The organism is Lysinibacillus sp. FSL L8-0126 (genome assembly GCF_038630385.1).
In the GTDB taxonomy this organism is placed as follows: domain Bacteria; phylum Bacillota; class Bacilli; order Bacillales_A; family Planococcaceae; genus Lysinibacillus; species Lysinibacillus fusiformis_D.
Window position 1 is genome coordinate 4,469,408 of the sequence record NZ_CP152028.1, and the last position, 26,159, is coordinate 4,495,566.

Annotated in this window: 23 protein-coding genes; 10 read left to right on the forward strand and 13 right to left on the reverse strand. The window is 38.4% G+C overall.

Going from position 1 to position 26,159, the window contains the following annotated elements; all coding sequences use genetic code 11:
- Positions 1–143: 143 nt before the first annotated feature.
- Entirely contained in the window at positions 144–785 is a 642-nt protein-coding gene (locus tag MHI34_RS21765; protein ID WP_342503967.1) for a DUF3885 domain-containing protein, read from the forward strand.
- A gap of 68 nt (positions 786–853) precedes the next feature.
- Here MHI34_RS21765 and coaW read toward each other — a convergent pair whose 3' ends face one another.
- Positions 854–1,690, reverse strand: a complete 837-nt coding sequence (gene coaW, locus MHI34_RS21770; protein WP_036118221.1) for a type II pantothenate kinase — start codon at positions 1,688–1,690, stop codon at positions 854–856.
- 415 nt (positions 1,691–2,105) lie between these two features.
- Complete coding sequence (locus MHI34_RS21775) at positions 2,106–2,840, reverse strand: SDR family oxidoreductase (protein WP_036118224.1); 735 nt, start codon at positions 2,838–2,840, stop codon at positions 2,106–2,108.
- A gap of 229 nt (positions 2,841–3,069) precedes the next feature.
- On the opposite strand from MHI34_RS21775, the gene MHI34_RS21780 reads away from it, so the two are divergent.
- On the forward strand, positions 3,070–3,891 hold the full coding sequence (locus MHI34_RS21780; RefSeq protein WP_089932545.1) for a squalene/phytoene synthase family protein: 822 nt from the start codon (positions 3,070–3,072) through the stop codon (positions 3,889–3,891).
- Positions 3,892–3,933: 42 nt separating this feature from the next.
- Here MHI34_RS21780 and MHI34_RS21785 read toward each other — a convergent pair whose 3' ends face one another.
- Positions 3,934–4,422 carry a metal-dependent hydrolase gene (locus MHI34_RS21785; RefSeq protein ID WP_101966840.1) on the reverse strand — a complete coding sequence of 163 codons (489 nt, stop codon included), beginning with the start codon at positions 4,420–4,422 and terminating at the stop codon, positions 3,934–3,936.
- Between the two features lie 294 nt (positions 4,423–4,716).
- Here MHI34_RS21785 and MHI34_RS21790 point away from each other — a divergent pair, with 294 nt between their 5' ends.
- On the forward strand, positions 4,717–5,817 hold the full coding sequence (locus tag MHI34_RS21790) for a ferric reductase-like transmembrane domain-containing protein (protein WP_342503968.1): 1,101 nt from the start codon (positions 4,717–4,719) through the stop codon (positions 5,815–5,817).
- Positions 5,818–5,854: 37 nt separating this feature from the next.
- Here the strand turns inward: MHI34_RS21790 and MHI34_RS21795 are convergent, their stop codons facing one another.
- Positions 5,855–7,885 carry a methyl-accepting chemotaxis protein gene (locus MHI34_RS21795; RefSeq protein WP_342503969.1) on the reverse strand — a complete coding sequence of 677 codons (2,031 nt, stop codon included), beginning with the start codon at positions 7,883–7,885 and terminating at the stop codon, positions 5,855–5,857.
- A 216-nt stretch (positions 7,886–8,101) separates the two neighbouring features.
- Between MHI34_RS21795 and MHI34_RS21800 the strand changes: the two genes are divergently transcribed.
- The gene (locus MHI34_RS21800; protein WP_036118238.1) at positions 8,102–8,728 is read left to right on the forward strand and encodes a nitroreductase family protein; all 627 of its coding nucleotides are present in this window, start codon (positions 8,102–8,104) and stop codon (positions 8,726–8,728) included.
- Positions 8,729–9,070: 342 nt separating this feature from the next.
- Complete coding sequence (locus tag MHI34_RS21805; protein ID WP_230593752.1) at positions 9,071–9,568, forward strand: hypothetical protein; 498 nt, start codon at positions 9,071–9,073, stop codon at positions 9,566–9,568.
- 27 nt (positions 9,569–9,595) lie between these two features.
- Here MHI34_RS21805 and MHI34_RS21810 read toward each other — a convergent pair whose 3' ends face one another.
- Positions 9,596–10,651, reverse strand: a complete 1,056-nt coding sequence (locus MHI34_RS21810; RefSeq protein ID WP_342503970.1) for a DUF1835 domain-containing protein — start codon at positions 10,649–10,651, stop codon at positions 9,596–9,598.
- A 138-nt stretch (positions 10,652–10,789) separates the two neighbouring features.
- Here MHI34_RS21810 and MHI34_RS21815 point away from each other — a divergent pair, with 138 nt between their 5' ends.
- Positions 10,790–11,959 (forward strand): alanine--glyoxylate aminotransferase family protein, encoded by a 1,170-nt coding sequence (locus MHI34_RS21815; RefSeq protein ID WP_342503971.1) that lies wholly within the window; start codon positions 10,790–10,792, stop codon positions 11,957–11,959.
- 296 nt (positions 11,960–12,255) lie between these two features.
- On the opposite strand, the gene MHI34_RS21820 is transcribed toward MHI34_RS21815, so the two are convergent.
- On the reverse strand, positions 12,256–13,584 hold the full coding sequence (locus MHI34_RS21820; protein ID WP_340810830.1) for a D-serine ammonia-lyase: 1,329 nt from the start codon (positions 13,582–13,584) through the stop codon (positions 12,256–12,258).
- Positions 13,574–14,047, reverse strand: coding sequence for a YaiI/YqxD family protein (locus MHI34_RS21825; protein ID WP_036118254.1), 474 nt, complete (start codon positions 14,045–14,047; stop codon positions 13,574–13,576). Before MHI34_RS21825 ends, MHI34_RS21820 begins: the two co-directional genes overlap by 11 nt.
- Positions 14,048–14,222: 175 nt before the next feature.
- Between MHI34_RS21825 and gdhA the strand changes: the two genes are divergently transcribed.
- The 3 genes from gdhA (at position 14,223) to MHI34_RS21840 (ending at position 17,277) form a co-directional block, all read left to right on the forward strand.
- Positions 14,223–15,596 carry an NADP-specific glutamate dehydrogenase gene (gene gdhA / locus MHI34_RS21830; protein WP_342503972.1) on the forward strand — a complete coding sequence of 458 codons (1,374 nt, stop codon included), beginning with the start codon at positions 14,223–14,225 and terminating at the stop codon, positions 15,594–15,596.
- Positions 15,597–15,811: 215 nt separating this feature from the next.
- The gene (locus MHI34_RS21835; protein ID WP_340808760.1) at positions 15,812–16,498 is read left to right on the forward strand and encodes a phosphoribosylaminoimidazolesuccinocarboxamide synthase; all 687 of its coding nucleotides are present in this window, start codon (positions 15,812–15,814) and stop codon (positions 16,496–16,498) included.
- Positions 16,499–16,623: 125 nt separating this feature from the next.
- Complete coding sequence (locus MHI34_RS21840; RefSeq protein ID WP_036118261.1) at positions 16,624–17,277, forward strand: Yip1 family protein; 654 nt, start codon at positions 16,624–16,626, stop codon at positions 17,275–17,277.
- Positions 17,278–17,316: 39 nt separating this feature from the next.
- Here the strand turns inward: MHI34_RS21840 and MHI34_RS21845 are convergent, their stop codons facing one another.
- The 3 genes from MHI34_RS21845 to MHI34_RS21855 all read right to left on the reverse strand — a co-directional run bounded on the left by MHI34_RS21845 (position 17,317) and on the right by MHI34_RS21855 (position 21,754).
- Positions 17,317–19,065 (reverse strand): methyl-accepting chemotaxis protein, encoded by a 1,749-nt coding sequence (locus tag MHI34_RS21845; protein WP_036118264.1) that lies wholly within the window; start codon positions 19,063–19,065, stop codon positions 17,317–17,319.
- A gap of 242 nt (positions 19,066–19,307) precedes the next feature.
- Positions 19,308–20,510: a malic enzyme-like NAD(P)-binding protein gene (locus tag MHI34_RS21850; protein WP_342503973.1), complete on the reverse strand. Its 1,203-nt coding sequence runs from the start codon at positions 20,508–20,510 to the stop codon at positions 19,308–19,310.
- A 410-nt stretch (positions 20,511–20,920) separates the two neighbouring features.
- A complete protein-coding gene (locus tag MHI34_RS21855) occupies positions 20,921–21,754 on the reverse strand; it encodes an MBL fold metallo-hydrolase (RefSeq protein ID WP_342503974.1) in 834 nt (277 codons plus the stop codon).
- Between the two features lie 392 nt (positions 21,755–22,146).
- Between MHI34_RS21855 and MHI34_RS21860 the strand changes: the two genes are divergently transcribed.
- Complete coding sequence (locus MHI34_RS21860; RefSeq protein ID WP_340808755.1) at positions 22,147–22,758, forward strand: TetR/AcrR family transcriptional regulator; 612 nt, start codon at positions 22,147–22,149, stop codon at positions 22,756–22,758.
- Positions 22,759–22,776: 18 nt separating this feature from the next.
- Here the strand turns inward: MHI34_RS21860 and menE are convergent, their stop codons facing one another.
- The 3 genes from menE to MHI34_RS21875 all read right to left on the reverse strand — a co-directional run bounded on the left by menE (position 22,777) and on the right by MHI34_RS21875 (position 26,103).
- Positions 22,777–24,279, reverse strand: a complete 1,503-nt coding sequence (gene menE, locus MHI34_RS21865) for an o-succinylbenzoate--CoA ligase (protein WP_340808754.1) — start codon at positions 24,277–24,279, stop codon at positions 22,777–22,779.
- Between the two features lie 33 nt (positions 24,280–24,312).
- On the reverse strand, positions 24,313–25,887 hold the full coding sequence (locus MHI34_RS21870) for an acyl-CoA dehydrogenase family protein (protein WP_342504496.1): 1,575 nt from the start codon (positions 25,885–25,887) through the stop codon (positions 24,313–24,315).
- Between the two features lie 84 nt (positions 25,888–25,971).
- Entirely contained in the window at positions 25,972–26,103 is a 132-nt protein-coding gene (locus MHI34_RS21875; RefSeq protein WP_342503975.1) for a hypothetical protein, read from the reverse strand.
- Positions 26,104–26,159: the final 56 nt, after the last annotated feature.

Below are 26,159 nucleotides of genomic sequence, written 5' to 3' on the forward strand. Positions count from 1 at the left end.
ATTGAATTTGTAGATGCTAACTGGCAAATTGATCATCTACCCCAATGCAGTAACGAAAGCGAAATATAATTTCTGAGTCATTTTCTTCTTTATTCTGGCAGTTTGTTAATGGTAAAATTTAAAAAATGAGTTGAGGTGCAAATATGCTTTTAAATGACTATATGAATGAAAATTTTCCTTCCTTACTTCTTAGACCACCTTTGTTTTATAACTGGGAAATTGGCATACGGTTCGAACTAGGGGTAGAGCGAGCTAGAGAATACGATTATGAAGATCGTCTTTATATACAGGAGGTTTATAAAAGGGCTGTCACGCTGTTTGAAGCACTACATTTACAAGACGAGGAAATTTTTATGGTAGTAGATGTCAATGATTTTGGAGGTAGAAAAACCTATCAGCACAAAGCGAGAATTTTTTCTCCATATATCTATGATAAATCAGTCTTATATAAATTGAAGCATACAGAAATGTCTTCTATTTTCCCCGAAGAGGATGAGGACAGAAAATATAAAACACATAGGTTTACACTTGCATGTAAAACATCTGATTTGAAGTACATTCCATTGTTAAAAGCAGTATGTAATCAAGATTTAGGAATCCAACCAAGTATTTTTCATAGGATATATTTTTTAAATATCAAAAAGAAAACCATTTTTCACGTTTACGATGATAGAGGCTGTGATTTACTTGCTACCTCACCTGAATCTATACGAGACATTTATTATACATACAATGACTGGATATTAGATTATGATAAAGACAAAATAGATAAAGTGTTTAAATAACTTCTTATTGTAGTTGAATAACAAAGGACATAACTAGTTGTCATACAATATGTTATGTCCTTAAATCGTTAGACAATTGTATATTCTGTAATATTAAGTAATGCTCCGACAGCACCAGAAAAGCCATGGTCATTAATAAAGACAGGTGTATGCTTTTTCGTGCGTGTATAATTTGCAATCACTCGGGTAAGATGATCATTATTGCTTAATGTGGAGCCAATATAAACAATATGCTGTGCATTTTTTTCCTCCGCATATTGAATGCTGAGTGTTGTAATGACTTCGCCTACTAGTCCTTGAACGGTCGCAATAATATCCTCAGCAGGATGCTTTATCGACTTTGTAATGCCTACTTTCCCAAAATTACTAGCCGTTAAATGACCGTCAATCGGTGTATCCATGCCTTGATAAATATCCTTGACCAATAGATCGATTCCTTCACGATTGCCATTGGCAGCCATTTCACGGATTTCATTGTAATCTGTAATGCCCGTTGTAAGCGCTGACAAACCAATTAGTGTCCCACCACCAACGCCTGTCCCACCAACGCGAATATGTGTATTACCTTCCATATAATGAATGGACGTACCTGTCCCAATATTGGTAATCATACTGCGCTCAAAAAAATAGCCTTCTTTATTAAGCAAAAATCGGACACCCTTTAATGTAGCTTCAAATTCCACTATATAATGAATCGATTTCATTGTTTTAATGACATCAAGTAATTGCTCTGTACGTCCCCCCGTAACACCAATATCCTCAATATCTGGATGATCAATAATCCATTTTGTGACAGATTGCAAATCATTCGACGGAAAGGTTGTTAACACAAGTTCATTGTCTTGATCTAAATAAGCAACCTTTGTCAATGTGCCGCCTGCATCAATACCTATAGCCTTTGGCATACAATTCTCCTTTGTTTTTATTACGTAATTTTCTCATACTATGATGACGGTTTACGCTATGATTCAGGCAATTCATCAAATTCATGCCCTCTTTGGTATCCAGGATTTTGCAAGGAGTTATGTATGCCAAAATCCTGACTCCTGATTTTGTTCGTACAAAAGCTAAACGCTCAGTACAGTCCCCCAAATCGTGTAATGACATTTTGCCCTTTCTAAACTTTAACGCTGTTGAAATGATTGTGCAATAACTTCGTACACTTTCTTGAAAAAATCACGAAAAATATCAAAATTTATCTAATCAATAGCTGTTTTTTGACGAATTTCTAAAGCTTTATCATCATTCTACTAAAAAAACAAAAAAAGTGAAAATGCACTGCTTGAACAGGCATTTCCACTTTTCAATTACTATATTTAACTAGCGTGCTGAATAGCCACCATCAATGACAAGCTCGGCACCCGTAATGTAAGAAGCCTCGTCTGATGCTAAAAATAAAATAGCATTTGCTACTTCCTCTGGTTGACCAAGACGCCCCATTGGTGTAGCTCTTACTAACATATCCATTGCCTCTTTTGCTTCTGATAATTTGGCTGTCATTGGTGTTTCGATGACACCAGGGAATACCGTGTTCACACGGACATTGAAAGCACCAAGCTCTGAAGCTGCTGCACGAGCAATCGCACGTAAAGAACCTTTAGAGGCTGTATAGGCATTAAAGCCTGCCCCAATAATCGCTGTGTAAGACGATGTATTAACAATGGAGCCTTTGCCTGCTTCTTTCATATAGTGCGCAGCATGTTTAATGCCAAGAAATGGTCCAAATGCATTGATATTATGCATAATTGACCAGTCTGCCTGTGTAATTTGATCGGGTCCTTTTTCTGATGAAATACCCGCATTGTTAATTAAAATATCAATGCGACCATATTTTTCAACAATTGCTTTTGTTACATCTGCCCAGTTTTCGTCAGAGGAAACATCTAATTTCATTCCCTCTACATTTTCTAGCTCAGAAATTTTTGCTAAGTTTTCTTCATTAATATCAGCTGCAATTACTGTAGCACCTTCTTGTGCAAACAGTTTAGCCATTGCTGCACCCATACCAGAAGCGCCGCCTGTAATCATAGCAATTTTATTATTTAAACGTCCCATTTCATTAAACTTCCTCTCATTTGAAATTGATGTAGCTATACTAGTATAAATCCACTCTTATTGACCACCATAAAAGTATAGATTTAAATAGTTTACTATTAAACTATATCATTTATAGTAATCGTTTTCAAAGAATATCGCTCTAAATATGAACAATCTGTTTTATCTTTCCCTTTTTTTACGATACGATATACTATAGATATGGAACCATTTGAACGGAGGAATACAAGTGAACGAACAAAAAAGACTTTACAAAGAAGCGATGCAGGTTTTAAAAGATACAAGCCGCACGTTTTATATACCTATTACTTTTTTAAAAAATGATTTAAAGATATCGGTGGCTGCTGCCTATTTAGCCATGCGTGCCATTGATGAAATTGAAGATCATGAACAGCTTTCGAATGATGTGAAATTTAATTTATTGTCCGCAACAAGTGAATTATTAAAGGACACATTTAATAAAGAAGCTTATCAAGCATTATTAGCACCTTATGCCGATCAACTGCCAGAAGTATCCCTTCGATTAGCAGATTGGCTAACATTTTGTCCTGAGGAATCGCGAAAAATTGTTCAGGCTTCCACAAGCGAAATGGCTTTTGGTATGGCCAAATGGGCAAAGGCCAATTGGCAGGTGCATACACGCGAGGATTTGGATGATTATACATACTACGTGGCAGGGCTTGTAGGGACGATGCTGTCTGAGCTTTGGGCGTGGGGTGCCAACGTTCAAACTGATCGTGAGCTAGCAATAGGCTATGGTCGTGGACTCCAGGCTGTCAACATCTTACGTAATCAGCATGAGGATTTAGATGAACGTGGTGTCAACTTCGTGCCTGATGGCTGGACACGCGAAGATTTGTTTGTCTATGCTGAAGAAAATTTAGCCAAAGCAGACCTCTATATGAAAGATATTAATAAACGTACCATTCTGCTATTTTGCCGCCTACCACTTGCCTTAGCCCACAAAACGTTGAAGGCGATGCAAGAAGGTCGAGAAAAAATGACGCGCGCCGAAGTAGAGCAAACTGTGGAAGAGGTACAAGCTGACTAACATCAAAAGCCCCAGTAAACCAATACTGGGGCTCTTCTTAATTTATATCGAATCTATAAATTTGACAATTAATTCATAGCTCAAATAGATGGACAGCATCGAAAGCAACATAAGTACGATCCCTTCCACCTTGCTACCCGTTTTCGTTGTAAGTGGAAAACGAATGGATACAGTCGCTGGGAAAAATAGTTTAACGCCCTTTTTTGTACACATATCAAGCAGGATATGACTAGCCATCCCTATAATAATCCCAATGGAAATTGCTTTGTAAGGAACTAAAGTATGTAACGCCACCATAACGAACAATAGGAAAAGCAAACTATGTGTAAAGGAACGATGTCCAAACACTGTATTAACCAGCTTCGCTAGGATGGGAAATGTTCGACCGATTTTACTACCTCTATGACATATATCTGGAAGTAATGCACCGATAACACCTGCCCCTACTAAGACAAGTGGGTTATCATTTGAAAACTGTGCAAAGGCGAGACTTGCTGTGATGCCCCCAACAATATGGGTGTTCCCTTGCATAAATTACTTCCACTCCTTCTCTCTCTATTTTTTCCTTCTTACTGTACCATAATTCCGCCCGAAAGGGAACGTACATTCCGAACATACGCTCGAAAATATTTTTCAACTCATTATTTGTATAGCGATATAGAATATGGATAAAAATAGGGATGGAGGTTATATATGAGAGCTTATAAAGGACTACTTTTTATCTTTTGCATAATGGGCACTAGTGCTTTTCTTTGGTATGTCGCTACACCTATGGAGCCCATCCATCCATTGAACATACTAAGCCATCTCATTGGAGGCTTAGCCATGACTAGTTTATTTCTTGTGTTCTTATTGGCTACCAGAATGAAACTGTTAGAGCGTTGGTTTTCTAGTCTTGAGCATGTTTATTTTTATCATAAATTACTCGCAATCCTTTCACTTGGATTCATCCTCTTGCATGGTCAGTTGCAAAAAATGATTCCTGATGAGGCAGTCATACAAGAAACCTCACTAAAAGACTTCGCTAAAGACCTTGGTGAGCTTGCCCAATATGGCTTTATTGCCCTGATTGTCCTAGCGTTCATTGCAAAGTTTTTAAAGTATGAGCATTGGCGCTGGCTACATCGTTTACTACTTGTACCTTATACTTTCGGTATTTATCATGCTTATTTTTCTAGCCAATATGATTTATTACAACCTTCTCCTTTAGGCATTTTCACAGCACTGACAACAACGATTGGTTTTATGTCTGCTCTGTATATGTTGACAATGTATCAAGATATGTTCTTTCCATATACAGGTCATGTTTCAGCCATTCAAAGGCTGAACGCCCATGTGATTGAAGTTGAGCTGACACTCACAAAAAAACTCGACTATCGACCAGGACAATTTCTCTTTTTAAAAATTTTTCAAGAGGGTATCGAAAAAGCGCCACACCCCTTCTCTATTACTGGTGGTAATGGCGAACAAATCACGGTAACAATCAAAGCCATTGGAGATTATACGAAACAGCTCTACAACAATCTTCAATTCAATACACCAGTTGCCATAGCTGGGCCATATGGTCATTTTGACTTTGATCGAGTGGCCAATCAGCAAATTTGGATTGCTGGTGGCATGGGCATTACACCTTTTCTTGCCTATTTACAAACAAAGCCTGATAAGAAAATTGACTTGTATTATTCCTTCCATGGTCAAGACAATGCCATCTACAAAGATTTTCTACAGAGCTATGCTCGAATGAACGATCATTTCACTGTCACCTTTATTAATACAGCTCATGAAGAAAAGCTATCCTTCCATCAGCTGTCACTATCTGCTGAAACAAGTGTTTTTATTTGTGGACCCCCAAAAATGATTAAACAATTCAAATCGGCTCTGCCTACAAAAAGCGTGGAGTGGGAAGCTTTTTCATTTAGATCCTAAAAAGGCGTACATCTTCCTATCGATGTACGCCCTACTATTAGACAGTAAATTCAGCTGTTTCTTCCTGCAAATTTTGAGCAAGCTGTGCTAACTGCTCAGAGGCTACAGCCATTTCATTCATGGTGGAGGCTTGTTCCTCAGTGATGGCCGAAACATTTAATGTATGATCATTTGTTGCCATCGCCTGTTGGTTAATCATCTGCACTTGTGCTGTCACTTCCTGCAAGTTTTTAAAAGCATCTACTGTTGTATTACTCGTTTCTCGTATCGTCATCTGGAGCCCTTCAATGGCACTAGCAATCGTATCAAAGGTAGTACCTGCTTGCTGGACAGAACCAATACCTTGGTGAGCAATTTTTCGACTTTGCTCCATCATGTCCACCGCCTCATTCATTTGGTCCTGAATCGTCAGCACGACCTTCGCAATGTCTAAAGAGGCTCTGCTTGTCTGTTCAGCAAGTGCTTTAACCTCACCAGCTACAACGGCAAAACCTTTTCCTGCCTCGCCTGCTCGTGCCGCCTCTATAGCCGCATTGAGAGATAATAAATTGGTTTGGTCAGTAATAGCAGAAATAAGCTGACTCATTTGCTCAATTTGAGCGGATTGCACCTTCAGGCTACTCACCAGATTAGCACTGCTGTCTACCTGTGCATGAAGCTGGACAATGTCATCCACAAAAGCCCGTATTTTTTGCGAGCCCCCTGTAGCTAGATGAGAGGTTGTTACCGACTGTTGCACTGCCTCTTGTAAATCGTCCATGGCAGTCTTCATGTCATCACCTAATTGTGTTGTGACACCTGTTAATTGACTACTCACCTGCTGCTGTGAACTCGTATTTTCAGCCACATTTTGCATAGAAACAGCTACTTCCGTGACGGTTTTACTGACCTCTTGTACACTGGCTGTTAATTCTTCGGCAGTGGAGGCAACTGTCTCCGTTTCAGCAACAATGCGCTGTATCATAGACCCTAACCCTTCCACAGACTCATTATAGTACTGTGCCATTTCACCAAATTCATCCTTTGTATGAATGGCCATTTGTTTCGTTAAATCACCCGTAGCAAGGTAGCCTAAATATGTATTCATCGTTTTCACTTCCGTACGTATATAGCGAGCAAGGAAATAAATAATGATGGTGATCAGGGCAATAAGCACCACACTAATCACGATTTGCTGCTGAAGCATCGCCTGTACCTCACTGTAAAGCTCATCTGTAGGAACAAGTAAAACCAATTTCCACGGCATGTTCTGAATTTGCTGATATTGTAGCGTAAAGTCATTCCCATCAATCGTTGTCTGTATTAGCTTTTTCTGCTCAGCTAGCTGCTCAACAGGAATATTTAAAAATTGCTGAATCGTCTCTTTATTTACTTTATCTACATCAGGATGCGTTAAAAAATTCCCACTATCATCTATTAAAAAGGCATAGCCACTCTGTCGAATTTGCACATCAGAGACAATGGATTGGATAGAATCTAACACATAATCCCCTGTAATAACCCCCACTGGCTTAGAATCTTTCACAATTTGTGTGCCAAATGAAATAAACATTTCTCCTAAAGCCTCATCAAAATAAGGTGTTGTATGGACAATGCTATTCGAGTGGATGCTGTTGCGGTACCATTCCTGCTCATGAAAATGATAGGCTGGATCTTCATACGTATCCGTAGAGACAATTTTTTCTCCTTCTTTATAGGCATACGGGCCAAAAATTTCCCCCTTTGCCACATCCTCCTCTAGCCATAACCCCATACCATAAGTTTCCTTATTGTATGGCAATAGCTGCTGTACATAGCGAATAAATTGCTCTCTCGTCATCATACTGTCAGCTGATTCTATCGTTGTCTTTGCACTATAAATCAACTGAATATGCGCATGTAATTTGCTCTCAACAGAGCCCGTTACATCATCTGCCAGTAAAGACATTTCATTTTCAATAGAGCTTTCAAGTTCATGTGATGCACTCAAATAATTAAGGAAGGACATACCACCTAGAAAAACAATAATAATAGGAATAAGTATCCCTATTTTTGCCATAAGCTTTAAATTTCCCAATAGTTTTTTCATCTGTCTGTCACTCCATACCTGTTATTTTTGCTCTATTTACCTTCTAGTATAAATGGATTACCTCTATAAAAATATATTTTTTTTGTAACTTTTTAAATGATAGGCAGATAATAAATCCTGTTTTCAAGACTCTTTAATTCGAGCAATTTACTTGGAAAATGAATGCGTTTATCGTATAGTAAAAAACGCATCATATAATGAAGGAGACAAAAAATTATGACAGTGACAAAAAGTTCTTTAAATAAAATTATGCATGAACGTAAATCTGTTCGTAAATACGACGAAAACTATAAAATTCCACAAGAGCAATTAGAACAATTACTTGTAGAAGCGACTTCTGCTCCATCATCTAGCAACCTACAACCTTGGCGCTTTTTAGTAATTCAAGACGAGGCAATCAAAAAAGAATTACGTGCCATCGCAAACAATCAAGAACAAATCGAAACATCCTCAGCGATTATTGCCGTTTTAGGCGATACAAAAATGTACGAAAATGCCGAGGCTGTTTATACGAAAAACTTTGATCTTGGTTATATTGATGAAGCAACCAAAGATTTAATGATCAATAACTCGATAAACTTATATTCTCAGCTTCCACAAGAAGTGTTAAAGAATATCGTTACATTTGATGCTGGTCTAATTTCTATGCAAATTATGCTTTTAGCAAAAGACATGGGCTATGATACAGTCCCAATGGGCGGATTTAATAAAGAAGCCTTCGCTCAACACTTTGCATTAGAAGACCATATCGTACCCGTCATTTTAATTGCGATTGGTAAAGCAGCAGCTCCTGCATATAATTCTTCTCGTATTGAGCTAGAGCATATCGCTAAATTCATTTAATCCAAGCAAAAATGCCACCCTATATTTTAGTAGGATGGCTTTTTTTAGAATTCGATGGCATGTTCTGACCTTCTATCATCATAGGATAGTAATGTTTTGTATAAAGCAAATGAAAAACACTAAAAATGGTTCTCCAAAACTAGCACAATAATTTTCACAAGGATATTTTTTGCTTTTTTTGTATTTATTACTCAAAAAATCATCATCAAAGACTTAAAAATAAATTATATTCTAGTACATTCGTGCGATTTCTACTAAATATTACATTAAATTCGTTGTAGCTTAAACAGGCTAGGCTTGTTATGATTAGTTGGTATTTTCAAATGAAGGGAGGTTTCACTGATGTATAATTACGATAGTTCTTATTACTCTAATGATTGGGATGCAGCTATGGGTGGTCTGTTTATAATACTTATTTTAGCAGCTCTTGTTCTTGGTTTAATCGCCTACATTATTAGTGCACTCATTTATTTTATGACGTCTAAAACAAATGGTTTTGGAGATGTAGCCTATATCGCTTGGATTCCTATTATTAATGTATACAGTCTTTTCCTACTGACTGCTGGTGGGGATAATCGGGAAACGGTACGTGCCACAGCGTTAAAAAATACGCTTATTTATGCGGGCATGTTCATCGTTTCGTTTATTCCATTTCTCGGCATACTCGCTTCTCTAGGTATGGTAGGCTTTTCAATTTATTTCATGTATCGTCTATTCTATCGCTGGTGTGGCGAAACAGGTAAGGCTGTACTATACACAATTTTAACGGTTATTACGGGCGGATTATTCTTTGCCATTTACGGTTTAATGCGTATGAACAAACCATTCGTTGCCGCTTAATACAACTTGTTAAACCTCTTTATGCCTTCAGGCTAAAGAGGTTTTTTGACGTAATCTCACCTGATAATGTCGCATGGATTTAGGAATCCCCTTTAATTCAAACTCCCCACTATAGACTAAAGTTCGAATTCTATACTCTAAAAAGAAGATATTTGGTGGTTCTTCCATTCTTACAAGTAGCTCTGAAAGGAATACGCCTGTTTGTATAAAATCGATACTTCCTTGTTCATGATGAAGTTGTCCTAGCATCGAAATAATGACGGAATCATAGTGATTCTCTGACACTCCTTGTATTCGCTGATGCCGCCATAAACGGCATACATCCTTTGTTTGGGCCAAATCTTGCCATTGCTGTTGAAACATCAGGTGTTCTTTAGTAGTCAATGGCTTGTTGTCATATAGCGCTATGTCCCATTGACGATTAATCACATTCTGTTCACCCGTGTTAATGAGCATGATGTCATTGCTTTTATCGCGCAATAAACAAAGGAAAAAACGAAGGCCACATTGTTCTTCTGCATTATGTCCATACCAAATATAGATGGGTAGATGACTTGGAATATCCTGTATTTCTCTTATCGTATTCTTAAAATGATTGTCATTGACAAAATCGTCCAACCCATCATTTATATTTTCCCTTAACCATTCATGACGAAATGCCTGTCCTCTTTCTTCATCGAGTTTCCAGAGAGGGCCGATCGACAAATCCTCTGGAAACCCGATAACATATTTCGGTGGAGCAAGGGCCCCTCGTAAAGAGCCAGCTACAGCTTCAGAGCAAACAATATGTACCGCTTGTGCAGTAGTTGTGATCATGACCTGCTGAATATAGTCATTAATCATTTCTACCAAAAAATAAAGCTGTTCCTGCTCCATCCAAAAGGTCCAACCCTCCTGCAGCTGACGTTGTTCATGGTGAAAAGCTGTAAATGATTCAGATGGCTGCAGTGCATAGCTCGTCCATTCACCCTTTTCCATCACATCTGCAAGCGAGATATATTCAAATGTTTGAATTTTATATACCAATACCTGATTTGGTTTGTACAAAAAATAAATATATGGATAATGCATGATTGTTTCCATCTGTTCAGTCCCCTTTTTTATTGCATCTTAATGTTAATCTCTTCCAACATTTTTTAAAATAGCAGCTAGCTATCATCCTAAATATGGTATTATTATAGTTAGAAAATTTCGAATTCACAACGAAAGGGATTGATGAATGTGTATGAAAATATTTTAAGACACCCAGGGCCAACGCCGATACCAAAAAGGGTTCAGTTGGCGATGAATCGGGATATTTTTAGTCATCGGAGTCAAGAATTTGTAACGTTATACCGAGAAACAATCGAATTAGTAAAACCTGTTTTTGGTACGACACAAGACATCTTACTTTTGCCATCAGGTGGAACAGCTGCCTTGGAGGCTGCGGCAGTCAATACCGTCACTGCGGGTGATGAAGTTGTGGTCATTACCGTTGGAGCATTTGGTGACTATTTCGTGTCCATTTGTGAGCAATATGGCTTCCATGTACATAAGCTTGAAAAAGAATGGGGACAAGCTTGCACAGCCGAGGAACTACGAGCATTTTTACAGCCATTGCACAACGTTAAAGCCGTTTTTGTTACGTACAATGAAACATCTACAGGCATTATAAACCCCGTTGCTGACTTAGCGCAGGTAATCCGCGACGAAACAGATGCCCTTGTTATTGTAGATGGCGTAAGCTGTATTGGTGGTGCCCCTGCTGAAATGGATGCTTGGGGCATCGACATTTTGGTGACAGGCTCTCAAAAGGCTATGATGCTACCTCCAGGACTTTCCCTTATCAGCGTCAGCGAAAGAGCTTGGAAAGTCATCGAGGACAATCAAACACCCGCTTACTATTTAAACTTATTAAGCTATCGAAGCTGGGCCGAAAAGGGCATGACGCCAAATACCCCAGCCATCACACTGATCTATGGATTGCACGAAGTATGTCAACTGATTGAGCAGGAAGGCGGCTTTGCGCAAACTGTAGATCGTCATGAACTTATGAAAAATATGGTACGTAGCGCTATGAAAGCCTTACACATTGAGCTATTAACAGAGGACCAATACGCGTCACCAACCATTACAGCAATCAAGGCCCCTCAAGGAATCGATCTTGGCGAATTTTTAGCCCATCTGAAACAGCACTATCATCTAGATTTTGCTGGCGGGCTTGGTCATCTACAAGGGAAAATTTTCAGATTCGGTCATATGGGCTACTGCTTCCCAAGTGACATTTTACAAGCCGTTTCCCTAATGGAAGCTGCCCTCCAAGACTTCTCCTACGATTTTGAGCCAGGGGCAGGCGTCCTTGCTGCACACGAAGTATTTCTAGCAGCACAACGCAAAGCACTGCAACGTTAAAACAACCAACAGGTGGAGAAAAATTTCTCCACCTGTTTTTTGGTTAGGTTCAAAATTATTTTGAAATTGCAGTGAGCGGTGTTCTAGTTATACTTGGTGAGGGCTTTTCCTTTTTTGAGTGAGGTAACATCTTGGCGAGCATTGTGACCTTCTTTTTGAGCGGTTCAGTATACTTCTTGAGCACTTGACTCTCCTCTTGAGCGGGTCCAGTACATTTTACAGGCATTCCCACTTCCTCCATCAAAATGGAGCGAATCTACTACCATCATCCCCCCAATAAAAACAAAGCACTGCCTTTAATCCAACTCCCTGCTCTTCGCCAAATAAGCGGCACGCATTGTGGCAGGGACCATACTGCCACCTGTTGCCCACACAAGATGTGTGGCTTGCGATAGGTGGCTGACGAGGTTGTGCTTTTCGAAATAGGACGAACCTTTTTGGAGTAAGCGGATAGCGCCAAACATTCCGGCATTTGCCGATGGTTCTAAAAACAATGCTTCGCTGTCCATAGCTAACCCTAATGATGTAAATAATTCTTGATCTGACACTGTATAGCAGCCACTTATATAGGTTTCCATCACTTTGCCAACAAACTTGGATGCACGACCAACAGCTAGACCGTCTGCTTCTGTTTTATTGTCAAGGCCAATATCCTCCACACTAATGGCATCATGTAAACCAGTCATTAGACCAATCGTCATACAAGGAGAGGCGACTGGCTCAGCAAAGAAAATATGCACATGCTCGCCGAATATTTCCCGTAATCCATAGGCCACCCCCCCTGGTCCTCCACCGACACCACATGGTAAATAGACGAACAATGGCTGCTCTTCATGGACTGTAATATTCGTCTTTTCTAACTGGTCTTTTAATCGTTTTGCGGCTACTGCATAGCCTGCAAATAAATCCTTTGAATTTTCATCATCAATAAAATGACACATCGGATCTTGCTCAGCTTCTTGTCGACCCTGTTCTACGGCTACACTGTAATCAGCCTCATATTCAATTACAGTAGCTCCCTTCTCTCGGAGCAAGGCTTTTTTCCATTCCTTAGCATCACTCGACATATGTACAACGACATTAAAGCCGAGCTTCTTGCCCATAATGCCGATACTTAAACCTAAATTACCTGTGGAGCCTACTGCAATCGTGTATTGCTGGAAAAACGACTGGAATGCCTCTGTTGCTAAAAGTGCATAATCATCCTCTACTTTGAGCCTTCCACTTGCCATCGCTAGCCTTTCTGCATGTTTTAATACTTCATAAATCCCACCTCGTGCTTTGATTGAGCCTGAGATGGGTAGCGCATGATCGCATTTTAATAGCAGGTGACCTGGTATAGACACACCGTATTTTTGTTCAAGTGCCTTTTTCATCGCTGGAATCTCCTGAATCGTGGATTCAATTAGGCCATCACTTTCTACGAGCTCAGGAAATGCCACTTTTAAATAAGAAGAAAATCGTTGTAGTGTGTTTTCCGCATCCTCGACTTCGGCCATAGTAAAGAGTCTTGTTTCTGGATTTTCCATCCAATTTGTATTTTCCCACAATACAGTTCCCTTATTTGCTATTTCCTTTAGCTGTGGATATTGCTGAAATAGTTCGCGTTTACGTTCATTTTTCACCTGTAGATTCCTCCATTTTATGAGCTAAAATTGCTCGTTCACAAATTTGTCGAAATTTCATTTCAAACGAATTATTGTTTTCTTGTGTCCTTTTTTTAGGGCCCTTTGTTCTTCCTCCTGCCCGTCTAATTTTTTGACCAACATGACGCATATCGAGCAAACGTTCGATATTTTCATCAGACATTTCTCGTCCATTTTGATCAATTGGATAGCCTCCTCTTGCTAAAACCATTGCAGCTAATCCGTAATCCTGTGTTATAACAATATCGTGTTTTGAAAGCGCGTTCACTAGCGTAAAATCAACTGAATCTGGACCTTTGGGTACAATAATTGTTATTACATTATCACGTTCCACCCGATGGGATGTATCGCAAAACAAGATAGTTTCAATCTCAAATTCAGATGATATAGATAGCGCCAAATCCACGACTGGACAAGCATCTGCGTCAATTAGAACCTTCACAATAAAGCATCATTCCTTTCTCATAATTAGATAAATCACTTTAAATAAAATTATTTTAATATATTATTTTCGCAACCTCTCTTGCTCAATTTTTCACAAACTTAAAAAGTATTTTATTGAATAGTTTGAAAAATAGATATACGATACACCTATCAACTAAATGGGGGTTTTAACTATGACAATGACAACTGTTAGCAACGAGCAATTAGCAAAAGAATACGTAGATGGCGTATTTGAGCAACTTAAACAACAGAACAGTCATCAAGCGGAATTTTTACAAGCAGCTGAAGAAATTTTCATCTCATTAGTACCTGTATTCACACAGCATCCTGAATATATCAAGGCCAATATTTTATCTCGTATCGTGGAGCCAGATCGCATTATTTCTTTCCGTGTAGCATGGCAAGATGATCACAACCAAGTACAGGTAAATCGTGGTTATCGCGTTCAATACAGCAATGTAATGGGACCTTACAAAGGCGGTCTTCGTTTCCACCCTTCCGTGAATGAATCCATCATTAAGTTCCTAGGCTTTGAGCAAATCTTTAAAAATGCTTTAACAGGGCAACCAATCGGTGGTGGTAAAGGCGGTTCAAACTTCGATCCGAAAGGCAAATCAGACTCAGAAATTATACGTTTCTGCCAAGCATTCATGACTGAATTATACCGTCATATTGGTCCAGATGTCGATGTTCCTGCTGGTGATATTGGTGTTGGTGCTCGTGAAGTAGGTTATTTATGGGGCCAATATAAACGTTTAACAAAAGCAAATGAATCTGGTGTATTAACGGGTAAAACGCCTGGCTATGGTGGCTCTTTAGCACGTAAAGAAGCAACAGGTTACGGCACGGTTTATTTTGTTAATGAAATGCTAAAAGATGCGAACGATTCATTCCAAGGAAAAACAGTAGTTGTTTCTGGTTCTGGTAACGTTTCTACTTATGCGATTGAAAAAGCACAACAATATGGTGCAAAAGTGGTTGCTTGTTCGGATTCTTCAGGCTATATCTTTGACCCAGAGGGCTTAGATCTAGAAGCTATTAAAGAAATCAAAGAAGTTAAAGGTGACCGTATTTCAACTTACGTTAATTACCGACCAAATGCTACTTTTACAGAAGGTTGTACAGGTATTTGGACAATTCCTTGTGACATTGCCCTACCATGTGCTACGCAAAATGAAATTAACGGAGAGTCAGCTCGTACATTAATTTCAAATGGTGTTAAAGCAATTGGTGAAGGTGCAAATATGCCATCAGACCTTGAAGCCATCAATGAATTCCTAAATGCAGGGGTTTTATTTGGTCCTGCAAAAGCGGCGAATGCTGGTGGAGTTGCTGTATCTGCTCTTGAAATGGCACAAGATTCAAGTCGCGTATTTTGGTCATTTGAAGAAGTAGATGCGAAACTTCACCAAATTATGAAAAATATTTATACAGACAGTAAAGCAGCAGCTGAAAAATATGGCTTCCCAGGGAACTTAGTAGTTGGTGCAAACATCGCTGGCTTTATCAAAGTAGCAGATGGCATGCTTACTGAAGGTGTCTATTAATAACATTCTTTTTTAACAGTTTCCTAACATTTGAATTTGGAATATTCTTAATTTCACGCAAGATGGTAACGAACATTCGTTATCATCTTATTTTTTATTAGAAATTTCGTTATAAAACATATAAATAAACGTTTTAAACGAACATTTTTGTTATTAAACATTTGAAATATTCGTGTTATAATTTTGGAGTACTATGAAATATTGGAGGTTTTTTTGTGGAATTATTGTATACAGGTAAAACAAAAAATGTGTTCAAATTAGAAGACGGCCATTATTTATTAAAATTTAAAGATGATGTTACAGGAGAAAATGGTGTGTTTGACCCAGGTGCTAATACTGTTGGTTTAACGATTGACGGTGCGGGCTTAGCTGCTTTGCGCTTAACTTCTTATTTCTATTCGAAATTAAATCAACAAGGTGTACCTACGCACTATGTTGACGCAAACTTTGAGGATGCCACTATGACCGTGAAACCAGCAACTGTTTTTGGGAAAGGTTTAGAGGTCATTTGCCGCTTCAAGGCAGTCGGTTCATTCTTACGCCGTTATGGTGCTTATGTAAAGGAAGGACAGGAGCTGGACTCTTTTGTGGAAGTAACGATTAAAGATGATGATCGTTTAGACCCCCCTATTTCTGAAGATGCTTTAGCGATGTTAAACCTGTTAACTCACGAAGAATACGCCATTTTAAAACAACGTACAATTGAAATTTCAAAATTTGTGGCGGCAGAGCTTGCTAAAAAAGGCTTAACACTGTATGACATTAAATTAGAATTCGGTCGTGACGCTAAAACAAATGATATTTTATTAATTGATGAAATTTCTGGCGGTAATATGCGTGCTTACAAAGGCGAAGAATATATTGAACCGTTAGAGCTTGAAAAAATGATGTTAGCTGAATAATAGAAGCAATTATGAAAAAGAGTCGGCTGCGGCTCTTTTTTTATTTTTGACGAAACTTTTCCTTCCACCACTCGTATATTAACTATTGTAATAAGCAATTATTCTATAATTTTGGAGGTAGTTTAATGGAAAACTATACGGAGACACCGAAAGAAGAGAGGCCTAAACTAAATCCGTTTTTAGCAGTTTGGATGCATCCAAAACAAGCAGCTCGTTATATGATTAATGAAAAATCGATTGGCTTTGCCATTTTGGTTTTGTCTATTGGTTATATCGGCTCTCTTATGTCAGGGCTGATTGATTCGGAATTATTCCCTAATCTCTCACCATGGATTTTAGCCTTATTATGTGTTATTTTTGCGCCAATAGCTGGGATTATTGGTACGGCTTTTTCCGCCCTCATTTCATGGCTATTTGGTAAATTATTCAAAGGCACTGGTACTTATTCGGACTTATTTAAAGGATTGAGCCTTACAGCCATTCCATTTATTGTACTAATCCCACTTTATTTAATTTGGTTAATAACTTCCCCAGATTCTTTATTAGACCCAAACTTTATCGGTTCATTGCCGTGGATTTTTTGGCCAACTATTTTAGTAACCATCGTTGTTAGTATCTGGTCTTTTGTTATTTCAGTAGGTGTTGTTGCCGAAGCACATCAAATCTCTAACTGGATGGCCTTCTTCACTATTTTTATTCCAGGAATTATTCTTTTCGTTGTATTGTTTGTTCTTTTCTTTATCATTCTCATCGGCATTATCGGTGTTGGTATGATTTAAAAAAATCTCCCCTCTCTGAAGAGAGCGGGAGATTTTTGGCTATAGTTTGAATTGGGCAATCAACGCTTTCAATTGTAAGGCTAACTCTGATAATTGGGCAGATTTTCCTGCCATATCATCCATAGAGCTACTTGTCTCTTCCGTTGTAGCCGTTGTCTGCTCAACACCTGCAGCAGATTCCTCTGCTACCGCAGCAATCTCCTGAATCGAGTTGTTCATTTTACGGCCGTCTTCTGTAACCTTCGATAAATTCGTTGAAATTAGTTTAACACTTTCTACTACATCATTGATGGAATAACTAATTGTATTAAACGTTTCGCTAGTAGCTTTTATTTGATTCGTTCCTTCTTTAACCTCTTGATAACCATCCTCTAAAGAGGTTGTGACAACATCAAAATCCTGCTGAATGTTCGTGACAATTGATGTAATGTCGTTAACTGAAAACGCTACTTGTTCTGCCAGCTTGCGTACTTCATCTGCCACCACTGCAAATCCTTTGCCCTGCTCACCAGCTCTAGCCGCTTCAATGGCAGCATTCAAAGCCAGCAGGTTCGTTTGATCTGCTATATCTTTAATAACAACGACCAGCTTTGAAATTTCCTGAGCTTGGGCATCTAAATTTTTCACTTTCTCTACCGCATTTTGCACAATGCTATCAATCTTCACCATTTGAGAATTGGAGGATGTCATTAGCTGACTTCCTTCATTTGTTAATGCTAATACTTCCACAGAGGATTGATGAATATGAGCACCATGCTGATTCGTTTCCTGTAAATCCGCCGTGAAGCGTTCCATCAAGGATGTTAATTCATTCGAATGATGAGCTTGTCCTTCTGCACCTGATGCTAATTCATGCATCGTAATCGCCACTTGCTCCGCTCCCATATTCACTTCATTTGCTGATTGTGTCAGTTCTTTACTAGAAGTATTAATCAAATCAGAAGCTTGCGCGATATTATGAATCATATCCTTCAATTTCTGTTGCATTTGATTCATTGCATTTGCCAGCTTGCCTATTTCATCCTTTGATCGAATAGATATGCTGTCTTGAGATAAATCACCCTGCGCAAACTGTTCCATAGCTTGAGCCACTCGGTTAATCGGTTTTGCCATACTACTTGCATATTGCCAAATCACAAATATGCCCACAATAACCGCAATAGCAATCACAATGATTGTTAATTTTAAAATACTTTCTGCTGGTTTATTGAAATCCATTAAATAAGTACTCGCACCAATGACCCATCCCCAATAAGGGTCTGTTTCTGTATAAACACCCTTTTCTTCCAATTGATCTGTATTTGGTAATGCCCATTCATAGCTTACAAAGCCACCACCATCATTCCCAACGGCAATGATTTCTTGCATATATTTAAAGCCACTATCATCCTGCTCATCCCAGACATTGGAGCCCTCTATGTTAGGGTGTGCGATGGAGTTCCCTTTTTGGTCTACGACGAATATATAGCCGTTATCGCCTAGCTTAATCTCTTTATTAATCGGTCGTTTTCCTTCGCTATCCTTCTCACCTAAAATCGCAATCTTTACTTTTTCTTGCGCTTCCTCTAAGGATAGATTGCCTGCCTCTACCTGTTGATTGAATTGCTCAATCATGGCAATGGTCATTTCTACACTGTTTCGTAAATTCTCTTTTCCTACTGTCTCTAAATTTGCTTTACTTTGTTGATAGCTTGAAAAGCCAAGAATAATAAGGGGAATCAATAAAAGCAGCAAAGAGAAAGCAATCAGCTTCGCCTTAATGGATCGAAATTGAAATAATGATTTCATATGGCCAACACCTCTTTCATTTTATATGTACTTTAGACCTAATTTTCACAATAAAATTGAAAAATTAAGCAGTTATTCCTCTAAAACAGAAAATGTAAATTATTACATTATTCATATTCATTTTATTACATAAAAAATCAAACAACAACATTTTTCGAGCATATTCGCCATTAAATCACAAAAAAAAACAGATAAAGAAAAGTTTATCACTTTTCTTTATCTGTTTAGAAAGGGGTTATTCACTAGACAGATAGAGCTGTACTTTGTTGGAATAGTTCCGATACGCCCGATTCAACAGCAGCGCCACTTACAGCTCGTGAAACGATTGCCACAACACGCTCATCTAAAGATTTCGGTACAATATATTCCTCTGTTAATTCGGCGTCACTTACAAGAGAAGCAATGGCTTCAACTGCCGCTAATTTCATCGTCTCATTAATATCCGTTGCTCGCACATCTAAGGCCCCACGGAAAATACCAGGGAATGCTAGAACATTATTAATTTGATTTGGATAATCTGAACGACCCGTGCCCATAATACGCACACCCCAAGCTTTAGCATTTTCATAGGTAATTTCAGGATTTGGATTGGCTAGGGCAAAGACGACTGGATTTTCATTCATGGATGCAATGTGTGCCTCTGTTAATAAATTTGCGACAGAAACCCCAATAAAGACATCCGCACCTGTTAGCGCATCTTCCAGTGTGCCATGCAGTTTTTCTGGATTAGTTAAATGAGCTACTGCTTCTTTAATCGGATTCATCCCTTCTGTACGTCCCTCATAAATAATGCCTTTTGTATCGCACATATAAATATTTTTGTAGCCCATTTGTACAAGAATTCGTAAAATCGCAATCCCCGCAGCACCAGCACCATTTATCACAATCTTCATCGTTGCAACATCCTTCTTCACAATACGGTTGGCATTAATCATGGCTGCTCCTACAACAATCGCTGTTCCATGCTGATCGTCATGAAATACTGGAATATCACATTCCTGACGTAGGCGATCTTCAATTTCAAAGCATCTAGGCGCTGAAATATCCTCTAAGTTCACAGCACCAAATGTCGGGGCAAGCGCCTTCACAATACTGACGATTTCATCCGTATTTTTCGTATCTAAACAGATTGGAAAAGCATCAACATTGGCAAAACGCTTTAGTAAAATCGCCTTCCCTTCCATTACTGGTAATGCCGCTTTAGGTCCAATATCCCCTAAGCCTAAAACTGCCGTGCCATCCGAAACAACAGCTACCATATTGCCTTTCATCGTATAGTCATAGACAAGTGATGGGTTTTTCTCAATCTCCACACATGGAGCTGCTACTCCAGGTGAATAAGCCAAACTAAGATCATAAGAATCCTGTACTGGCACCTTCGAAATAACCTCTAATTTTCCGCTATAGTGTGCATGCATTTCTAATGCTTTTTTCATTACGTCCATTCCATCCCATCCTTTTCCCTTTGTTTTTCATTATATTTCAGAATCATAATACTTTGTGAAAACATAGTCAACAAATTTTCTGTCAATTTATTTTACCCTTCAAAAATACAGTATTTAATGCCTTTGAATATATTTTTCTGTCAAATTAAACACTTCACAATCAATTATTTTGAGATAATTAATGTTCTATATTACGTCGCATAAAATGTACAACTGTAGCCTTTTCACCTGTTCATCTTTTCACATAGTATTTTTCTTATGTAAATGAGAATTTTTTCACAAACTTATGTAAGCGCATCCATTGTCTTAATTGAGTTTGTCACAATTTATTCACATTTTTTCACAAAGTTTTTTATTATGTATCTCAAAGTATTTATGTAAGTCACAGCTAACCAACAAAAAAAGAGCCCTTATGTTAAGGACTCCTGCGTAAAGTGATGGATAAAAGCCGTGATAATATGCTTGGAAGACCATTGTTCCCCAGATACTTTCGTAATCGGATAATCACGAGGAAAAATTGTTTTGGTCATTTCTTCAATTGTATAACCTTGCATAAACAATTGCTTTACTTTTCCCTCCATGTCTTCTAAATAAGCAATTTTTTCCTGTATTTTTGTTCGCCCATCTGCTATAAAGCCCGCATGACAGCAATAGACGACATCGAAATCGTAGTTGACTATTTTCCTCAAAGACGCCAAGGTATGTACGATGTTTTCTTCATCAAGCACAACCTTCGTCTTTGGCTGGATAAACAAATCTCCTGTAAACATAGCACCTGTTTCCCGATTGTAAAACGACAAATGATCTGTTGTATGCCCAGGTGTTTCAATGACATCCCATGTAGCTGATTTCGTTTGAATAGTATCGCCAATTGCTTGGGCAACAAACGCCGGTCGTTCCCCCCACAGTGCCTGACGATAAAGCGGATAATCTCCATCCACTGCACAAATGCTGACTGAATCTCGGTGTATATAGATAGGTACATTTTTATGATGGTGTTGAATCCATGCAGCATTGCCTACATGATCCTCATGAGAATGCGTTAAGGCCACTTGCTCTATCGGTATTTCATTAAAAAAGGATTGGAATTCCTGCGACAGCGAATAGGAGCCTGTATCAATCAGTAACCCATCCACAAAAAAACTGTACACACTCATGCCAATCCCCTGAACTGCTACTTTACCATGTGCACATCGTACATCACGATGCTGTTCAATCTCTATACTTTTCTCACGTGTAAACATCCTCTTCCCCCTTTGCCCCTTGTACAAAAAAGTGTAGCATATAATGAATGGCGAGTCATTTTTGCGAATAGGTAACAACAACGGAATTTTTCTTTACATGTTTTCCGAAATGCTAACACATAAAGAAATAAACATATATTGACAGTCAGCAAAAGCAATGTATGACTACCTGCCAGTCATTTGTAAAAATTTCTAACTAACAATGATGAAAAGTTTTTAACGCTCTTACAGTTGCGTGTTTACTGGGCTTGCTTACCTCCCTGCTAACACAAAAAAATCCATTTATCTTAAAAAATACAATTTTATTACACTGAGTATCACGTAATTTGATTGTCAATATCTGATGTTTTTTATAGAATCTTATTTATATAAAGTGTAAAGGAGCAATACTTATGGAGACAAAAGAGGTTCAGCATGTATCCAAGCGACAACAGAAGAAAACGATCAATAGAGAAAATATTATTAATGCCGCTATCGAATTATTTAGTTCAAAGTCATTTGCTGAGGTGAGCATGCGGGCTATCGCTAAACATGCAAACGTTTCTCCAGGTCTAATCTATCAATATTTTGATGATCAACAACATTTATTTATGACGGCATTTAAAATTGAAAGCTCCAGCCTTTTAAACGTATTGCACCAAACCGTCGAGGGACAAGATCATCAACTCGAATTACTGGCAACAAAATATATAGAATACATGTATATGCACGATAATTTATATCATATGATGACCTATTTCATGCTAGAAAACGAACAACATGGCAATGTCTCACAAGAGCTACATGACATAATCGATGAGTTATTTTCACTTTTCAGAGAAGCTTTAAGACAACATCTCCCTAATGACCATCTTAAACATACTGTTCAACTTTTTTTCGCATCGTTAAATGGCCTATTAATTACCTATAAAAATTTACCTGGTCGTTCATCAGACTCCAATTTGCAACATATTAAGCAACTAACAAATCTTTTGGTCCATACAATAAAAAGGCAGGAAAAATAATACCTGCCTTTTATTTTTTTATGGTTGTTTGACTACCTGCTTTAACTGATGCTTGAGTAATTTTCCAACAGCATTGCGAGGAAGCTGTTCAACAAACTCTACTTCTTTCACTGCTTTATAAGAAGCTAAATTTTCTTTACAAAACGCCATTATGTCCGCTTCTGTTATCGATATGTTTGGTTTTACCACTATATAAGCTTTTGGAATCTCGCCCCACTTTTCATCCGGCATGCCAATCACCGCTACATCAGCAACAGCTGGATGGTTGGCAAGAGTTAATTCTAATTCTGCAGAATAAATATTTTCTCCGCCACTAATAATCATATCTTTTATTCGATCAACAACATATAAGTAGCCATCACGATCTATATAACCAACATCTCCAGTATGGTACCAACCATTCTTTAATACTTGCTTTGTCGCTTCCCTATTTTCGAAATAGCCAACAAACACTTGTGGGCCACGTAAGCGGATTTCTCCTACCTCACCTGCAGGTAACACTTCGCCTGATTTCACATCAACTACGGCTATTTCACCATGCATCATCGATTTGCCCATAGAATCATACTTATCTTTATTCATCTGCTCCTTCCACATTGTCACTGCCCCTGTGTATTCCGTAATACCATATACCTGCTGAATCGGAATACCTAGTTGACGAAATCCTAAAATAAGTGGCACAGGCACAGATGAAGCACCACAGGTAATGTTACGAATAGAAGATGAGTCAGCGTTAGCAACCTCATACGTTTTTAATAAGTATGCTAACATTGTTGGTACTGTCATCATGGTCGTAATCTTTTCTTGTTCGACAATTTTCCAAGCTGCCATAGGTTCAAACGCTTCCATGAGTACCATTGTACAACCACACAGAATATTTGTGATGAGCGGAGCGATGCCACCTATGTGAAAAAATGGTGCCACCATTAAAAAACGATCATCCTCCCACCAATCGATGGTTTGCGATAACCCCATCCCAGCAGCCAATAAATTATTATGGGAAATCATCGCTCCCTTTGGCTTACCTGTTGTACCCGATGTATACATAATAAGCGCTACGTCATCATTACTTGCATCATAAACAGGTTCTTGACTGTTCTCTTCAAAAATAGCTTGCAAGGAAGGGACAGTTGCATGTGATAGAATGTCAGTATTGACACCTTGTACTTGTAATGCTTGCATCATTGACGCAAAATCAACATCATAAACAATGAGTTTTACTTTACTATTCTCCACAATATATTGAAGCTCCGGCACTTGTAGACGCCAATTTAAAACAACGGTGATGACACCAATTTTCGCTGCTCCCATTAACACTGCAATGAAATCCTCATTGTTTTTGGATAAAATCGCTAGACGATCCCCTTTAGCAATACCTTGCTTCTTTAAAAAATGAGCAAAGCCATTGGCCATCGCATTCATTTGTTGAAATGTCCACCGCTTGTCTTTGTGAATAAAAGCCTCCTTCTCCCCCATTAAAACTGCACGATCCCGTAATAACTTACCAATATTAATGTTCATAATTGTCACCCCTAAACAATTTTTGTCCACATACTAATCTAGTGCAATTGGTAAATCCTTTATATCCTTTATCGTTTGCTCCTGGAATAAGGTAAATATCTCTTCCCAGATTTGTTCCCATTTCCTTGCTGCTTGTCGATTTTCAAAGTTTGGTAACGCGGTTAAATTCACCTGCATTAATTGTTCGATTTGCTCTGCAAACCGCTTTACTTCCTTCTCCGAGCTATCTATAAGAATACTAGCAATTAAATCATAAATAGAAATTTGCGGTCTCATCTTCACAAGATCTCTATATATCTGAGATAATAAAACATTTCTTGGCCCCTCCCATAATTCATTCACTAGACTATCTCTAAACAATCTTGGAATGACTGAAAAATCTTCAATCGCCCCATGTCCACCAAAAATAGAAATAGCCAACCTTAGCTTATCTACAGCTTCTTTAGAAGAATAAATTTTTTGCAATAAAATTAATTCACGCACAACGAACGCTTCAAGAGTATTAGGTTCTTGTTGTGTTTGAAGAAACGCTTGGTAAATATAAAAGGCTGAGCCTACAATACGTTTAGCAGCATATTCTAAATCCTCAAGCTGTGCTGCAGCCATTGGAAATTCATCAATGCGCCGATCAAATACTGATCTAAAGCTTGCGTATAGCTTAGCTTCTTGTGCTGCTCTCATTAAAAAAGCACCACTAGCAAATCCGATATCCAACCTTGAGCGGGTTAAAACAATACTAACAGCAAGAGCAACACCTCTATTTTGTGGGCCTACGCGATAAGCAATAGCGCCCTGATAATCGATTTCTGCTGATGGTAACTCTGCAGTACCAATTTTCCATTTCAAACGATTGATCACGTGATGATTTCTTTTCTCTTTTTCCTTATCCCCTTGAAGCCAAGTAGGTACAATAAACACCGCAATATCATCAGTGTGCTCGATGCGCGCAGTCACTACAGCATAATCGGCATGCACCGCTGAGCAGAAAAATTTATTGCCAAATAACCGATAATGATCGCCCTCAGGCTTAGCCATTAGTACATTCGCTGGAATGTTTGATCCCCCTTGAATCTCTGACATATACTGTGCACCGATGCCAAAATGTCCCTCATAGCCTTCTGTCACATGCTCATATATACGCTTTACTTCATCAGGAACCTCCTCCTTGAAATGATCGATTAAAGCAACCAGTCCGTCTGTACATGCTAATGGACAAGTAATACCAGCTTCTCCATTACCATGTAAAAAAAAGCGCTTAATGATCCCTTCATTTTTCAACTGTTCCTTAGAAAATAGACCCTGTCCAAATATGTCTTTCTCCATTTGTTGCATCTGGTTTGAACGAATAATGCGATCAATGCGCTCATTATATGCATTGTAATGTCTTATTTTAGGCTGATTTTCCGGACGTGCACTTTCAGCAGCTATTGCACGCCAGTCCGATGATAGTTTTTTCACAAAAGGCTCCAGTCTCGGCAGCATCTCATCCCATGTTTCATGACAAAACTGTTGCAAAACTTGTAATAAAAAAGGATTATCTAAATCATTCATAGCATCTCTTTTGTTAATAAATTCTCGAAAACTATATGTTTTTTCTCCAACATGCACCAATACACACACTCCTTTTCTAAATTTTAAGAATATTTTATCATCTTAAATTTTAAAAGTAAACAGTGTTTATTTTTCGATTCTCTAAGTACGTTTTACTATTTTAATCGTGCTATCTGATACTTCGAGCAGTCTATCCACTACTTTTTTTGTTCTATCCTTCACTTTGTACATTCTATCCACTACTTTTTCTGTTCTATCCATTACTTTGTACATTCTATCCACCTCTTTTTCTGTTCTATCCTTCACTTTGCACATTCTATCCACCTCGA